The organism is Microbacterium sp., assembly GCF_035687345.1.
In the GTDB taxonomy this organism is placed as follows: Bacteria; Actinomycetota; Actinomycetes; order Actinomycetales; family Microbacteriaceae; genus Microbacterium.
In genome coordinates, this window is record NZ_DASRXZ010000013.1 from 1 (window position 1) to 5,535 (window position 5,535).

At 70.7% G+C, this 5,535-nt stretch carries 3 protein-coding genes; 1 reads left to right on the forward strand and 2 read right to left on the reverse strand.

Going from position 1 to position 5,535, the window contains the following annotated elements:
* Positions 1-15: 15 nt before the first annotated feature.
* Together VFF97_RS01160 and VFF97_RS01165 are read right to left on the reverse strand one after the other, a co-directional pair.
* A complete protein-coding gene (locus tag VFF97_RS01160; protein ID WP_325031662.1) occupies positions 16-333 on the reverse strand; it encodes a DUF3467 domain-containing protein in 318 nt (105 codons plus the stop codon).
* A 29-nt stretch (positions 334-362) separates the two neighbouring features.
* Positions 363-3,974, reverse strand: a complete 3,612-nt coding sequence (locus VFF97_RS01165) for a TM0106 family RecB-like putative nuclease (RefSeq protein ID WP_325031663.1) — start codon at positions 3,972-3,974, stop codon at positions 363-365.
* 73 nt (positions 3,975-4,047) lie between these two features.
* Here VFF97_RS01165 and VFF97_RS01170 point away from each other — a divergent pair.
* Positions 4,048-5,535: NAD(+) synthase (locus VFF97_RS01170; protein ID WP_325031664.1), on the forward strand; the 1,488-nt coding region annotated here is incomplete at its 3' end.

Here is a 5,535-nt window from a genome sequence, read left to right on the forward strand (position 1 = left end):
CGACGCGTGGCGCCCCTAATCGATGAGCGGGGCATCCGGCGGCGGGCGGCGCCCCGTCTCCTGCTCCCAGAATTCGAGCTGCTGCGTGAGAGCCTTCGCGAGTTCGAACACCTGCTCGGGAGGAATCCGGATGCGACTGACGACGCGCGCCGGCACGACCGTGCGCCGGTCCCCCGTGTCGGGATCGATCTCTTCGCGCGGCGGCTGAGCGAGGGTCACGAAGTCCATGACGAACACCGTCTGCGTGTGCCAGACGTTCGCGAAGTCGGCGTACGAGCCGCCGATGAGGTCGGGCGGCAGATCGATCTCGAACTGACGGGGGATGTCGGCCATGGGATGCCTCCTGCGTCGGTCCGCCGAGTCTACGCGGGTGCCGTGACGGCGACTCCCGGATGCCCGGATGCGAACACCCCGCCCTCGAGCGGTTCGGCCACGCCGACGAGCCGCGCGAAACCGCTGAGGCGCGCGACGCCGTCGGGCGTGCGCGGCAGATCGTCGAGGAGCCCCGGAGAGTACACGAGGTACGCGGTGTGCATCGCCCTCGAGATCGCGACGTTGAGCCGGTTGCGCAGCAGCAGGAACTCGAGTCCGCGCGGAGCGTCGCGGCCCGATGAGGCCGCGAGCGACACGATCGCGACGGCGGCCTCCTGCCCCTGGAAGCGATCGACGGTTCCCACCGGGATCTCGCCGAACCCGGCCGCGGCGAGCGCCTCTTCGACCGCGACCTGCTGCGCGTTGTACGGCGTCACGACGATGAGGTCGCTCTGCGCCAAGGGGCGCTCGTCGCACCGGAGGGTCTCGCCGTTCTCACCGAACCGCACGTCTCGCCACGGTCGGCCGATGAGGTCGCGCACGATCGATACGACGACCGCGGCCTCTTCGGGCGACTGCGTCGCGTTCGCCTTGTGCCGGACAGGAACCGGATGCAGTCCGGGCTCGACACCGGCGAGTTCGCGCAGCGCCGTCGACGGATGCGACGCGAGCTCTCCGCGGTACGACAGCCGAGACACGGGCGCCGCGACGGCGGGGTGCATGCGCCATGTGCGCGCCAGAAAGTAGCCGTACTCGGGCGGGATGACGTCGGCGCCGTCCATGACCCAGCCCAGCGCCGACGTGTCGACGGGCTCGGGGTGCGTGCCCTGACTGACCTGGGGCAGCTGCTGCGGGTCGCCCAGCAGAAGGAGCCGTGGGGACGCGAGCGACACGGCGATCGTGGATGCGAGCGAGAACTGACCCGCCTCGTCGATCACCAGCAGATCGAGGCTGCCGCGCGGAATCCGACCTTCGTGGCTGAAGTCCCACGCAGTGCCGCCGATGACGTAGCCGCCGGTCTGCTCGGCCGTGAAGGCGGCGACGCCGTTCTTCGGGATGGCCGTGTACGACGGTTCGGATGCGGCGTCCTTCGGTGCCTTCGCGACCTGCTCGCGGGGTACGCCCGCGCCGACGATCCGGTCGAGCATGTTCTCGACGACTTTGTGGGACTGGGCGACGACGCCCACCTTGTAGCCGTGGTCGCGCACGAGCCTCGCGATCACATGCGAACCGACGTAGGTCTTCCCTGTGCCTGGTGGCCCCTGTACCGCCAGGTAGCTGTGGTCGAGATCGAGGATCGCCCGCGCGATCGCCGCGACGTCGTCGGAGCCTGCCGCAGGAAGCGCACTCGAGACGGTGCGCGGAGGCCGACGCAGCAGGATGTCGGTCGCCGGGTCCTGCGGCAGCGCGGGCGCCTGAGCGATCACGGCATCCGCCCACGCGTCGATCGCGAGCTGCTGGTTGCCCGCCCGCGGCGGCGCCTCGGGGGTGAGCGCGATCGGAAGCTCGGACCACGTGACGTCGCCGACCGCGTACTCCTCGACGATCGCGCCGTCGTCGAGCACATCGATGACCGTCACGCGGTGATCCGCGTGGATCCAGCGCGGGCGAGCGTCGAACGGGAAGTCCACGGGCAGTTCGTACAGGGCGAACGGGTTGCCGCCCTCGGTCAGGCGCGTTCCCGGAGCGAGCTCGCCCCGCAGTTCGACAAGCCGCCTGTCGGCGCGAGCGCCCTCGGGGCGGTGCCAGTCCTCGAGCACACGGCACCGTGCACGGTCGAGGGCGACGACGTCGCGCGTCTCCTCCCACACCGACACAGGCTCACGCAGCCGCAGGAAGTGCGTCGCCCAGAACGACTTCGACTCGCGCGGGTAGTAGTCGATCGCGGCCGCGCCGAGGCGCAGCGCGACCGCCTCGGGCGAGTCCTCGGGAAGCGACTTCGCGAGCTCCCCCAGCGCCAGCGCGCGCGACGACGGCTCGTACACCCGCTCGTCGGGCTCGGGCTCGGGTGACGGCCTCAGACCGGCCTCACGGGCGCGGTCGACGAGCCAGTCCCGCAGTCGCCTCGTCGACACGCAGTCGTAGCGGTTGTAGTCGGCGAGGTCGTCGAAGATCGCGGATGCCGCGGCCGAGTCACCGTCTTCGCGCAGAGCGCGCGCCTCGACGTACCGGACGATCGAGTCGTCGCCCTTCTGCACGTCGCTCGTGCGCACCTCTTCGCCCATGTAGAGGGGTTCGAGCTTCTTGATCGAGTACGAGCGCGACCCGACGCGCAGTGCGCGCCGCACGATCGGATACAGATCGACGAACACCCCGTCGCGCAGCAGCCGGTCGACGTCGGCCTCGCGCACGCCATGGCGGGCCGCCATCGCCAGCAGGTGCGTCGGTTCGTACGGCGCGTAGTGGTAGATGTGCATGCCGGGGAACTGCTGGCGCCGCAGCGCGACGATGTCGAGGAACGTCTCCAGCGCGCGCCGCTCCTCGGCGAACGAGTGCGCCCAGAGTGCGGTGTACTGCTCGCGCTCGTCGACCCACCCGAAGAGGTAGTCGATACCCCACTCGACGGCCTCGCCCTCGGTGTACAGCGGGTCGCCCTCGAAGTCGAAGAAGAGGTCGCCGTGGTCGGGTCGCGGCAGCGCGCCGAGCGCCTTCGGGGCGACGACCTCGAACGTCGGCACGGCCGGTTCGGCGGCCACCCCTTCGGGCTCGACGTCGGCCGGAGGAACGACCTTCGTCACCACGCCCGCGGGGCTCGCGAGCTGCAGACGGGCCTGCGTGCGCAGCGACGAGAACGTGTCGGGGCTCATGCGTGCCGGCGGAGCGGATGCCTCGGCGAGCCGATCGATCGTGTCGATCCCGGCGGCGCGCAGCCGCTCGCGCTGCACCGGACGCATCCCGGCGACGAGGAGCAGATCGTGGGCGGCCTCGACCTCGAGCTCGCACGTCGCGCACCGACCGCACGCCATGACCGCGAGCTCGCCGCGCGGGTCGCCCCACGCGATCGCGGGGCCGGCGGCGCCGAGATCGAGGCGGCGGTCGTCGACGAGCGCGCGGAGCCGTTCGCGCCGCAATCCGAACACCGGGAGGAGATCGTCGACCTCGTGGACGCTCGTGGTGCCGTCGCCGAGCAGCAGCTCGACGCGGTCGGACCGCGGAACCCCCAGGCGGTCCAGCTGTGCGACGTATGCCGCGAGCTGCATCAGCGCCGTCACGCGCGCGTGACGGGCGAGCTTCGTGTCTTGAACGACCCACGGACCGACGCCGCGCGAGCCATCGGGGGCATCGCGTACGAGGAAGTCGGCGAACCCCACGAAGTCGTCCGTCGCGAACGTCGCCTGGTAGATGACGTCGGCGTCGGACGCGAGGGCCTTCGCGGTCTCGGCGACCGCGGCGGCGAGAGCATCCGCGTCGTAGGTCTTCGCCACGGGGATCTCGACGACCCCCGCTCCGAATCGCTCGCGGTATGCGGCGAGCACGCGCTGCTCGTGCTGATGCCCAAGTCGCCCCGCACGCTCGAGCGTGAGGTCGACCGGCTCCTCGACCTCGGCCACCCGCCCGAGCTTGGCGTCGATCGCGCGCAGCCACGCGAACTCGCACTCTGCGGCAGCCTTGAGATCGCTTGCGCTCCAGACGAACCGGCCTTCGCTCTCGATGTAACGCATGCTCCCCTTCCCTGCTCTCGACGATAGTCGCGGCATCCGACACGACGTCGTTCGCACCTGCAAGACTGGGGACGTGATCACCGCCCTGCCGTTCGAGAGCGCCTACCGCCACGGCTACGCCCGCATCGCCGCGTGCACGATCCCCGTCGCGCTCGCCGACCCGGTCGCGAACGCGCAGGCCGTCCTCGACACGGCCCGCGAGTGCCACGACGAGGCGGTCGCCGTCGCGATCTTCCCCGAGCTGTGCCTGTCGGGCTACTCGATCGAAGACCTCATGATGCAGGACGCGCTGCTCGACGGCGTCGTCGCCGCGATCGAGCGGCTGGTCGAGGCATCCGTCGATCTCCTGCCGATGCTCATCGTGGGCGCGCCGCTGCGACACCGCAACCGCCTCTACAACTGCGCGGTCGTGATCCACCGCGGCGAGTTGCTCGGCGTCGCGCCGAAGTCGTACCTGCCGACGTACCGCGAGTTCTACGAGCGGCGCTGGTTCGCCCCGGGCGACGACCAGATCGGCGAAGACATCCGGGTGGGCGAGCTCGAGGCGCCGTTCGGACCCGACCTGCTGTTCGAGGCCCTCGACGTGCCGGGTCTCGTCGTGCACGCCGAGGTCTGCGAAGACGTGTGGGTGCCCATCCCGCCGTCGTCGCGCGCGGCACTCGCCGGCGCGACGGTGCTCGCGAACCTGTCGGGCAGCCCGATCACGATCGCGCGCGCCGACGACCGCAAGACGCTGTGCCAGTCGCAGTCGTTCCGCTGCCTCGCCGCGTACGCGTATTCCGCAGCCGGCATGGGCGAGTCCACGAACGACGTCTCGTGGGACGGCCAGACCATGATCTACGAGTCCGGCAACCTGCTGGCCGAGACCGAGCGCTTCCCCGAGGGCCCGCGCCGCAGCGTCGCCGACGTCGACCTCGACCGGCTGCGTCAGGACCGCATCCGCCAGGGCACCTTCGATGACAACAGAAGGACGGATGCGACGCTGTTCCGCACCGTGCACTTCGACCTGGATCCGCCCGGCGCGGACATCGGACTGAAGCGCGTGCTCGACCGGTTCCCGTTCGTGCCCGACGACCCCGAGCGGCTCGCGCAGGACTGCTACGAGGCGTTCAACATCCAGGTATCGGGGCTCGTGCGCCGCATGGAGGCCATCGGCGCGCCGAAGCCCGTCATCGGCGTCAGCGGCGGGCTCGACTCGACGCACGCCCTGCTGGTCGTCGCGCGGGCGATGGACCGCATGGGCCGCCCGCGCAGCGACATCCTCGCCTACACGATGCCCGGCTTCGCGACGAGCGACCACACGAAGTCCAATGCGATCGCCCTCGCCGAGGCCGTCGGCGCGTCCATCGAGACGATCGACATCCGCCCGCTCGCGACCGAGATGCTCGAGCGCATCGGCCACCCGTTCGCGGAGGGCGAGCCGGTGCACGACATCACGTTCGAGAACGTGCAGGCCGGCATCCGCACCGACTACCTGTTCCGCCTCGCGAACCACCACGGCGGCATGGTCATCGGCACCTCCGACCTCTCCGAACTCGCGCTCGGGTGGGCGACGTACGGG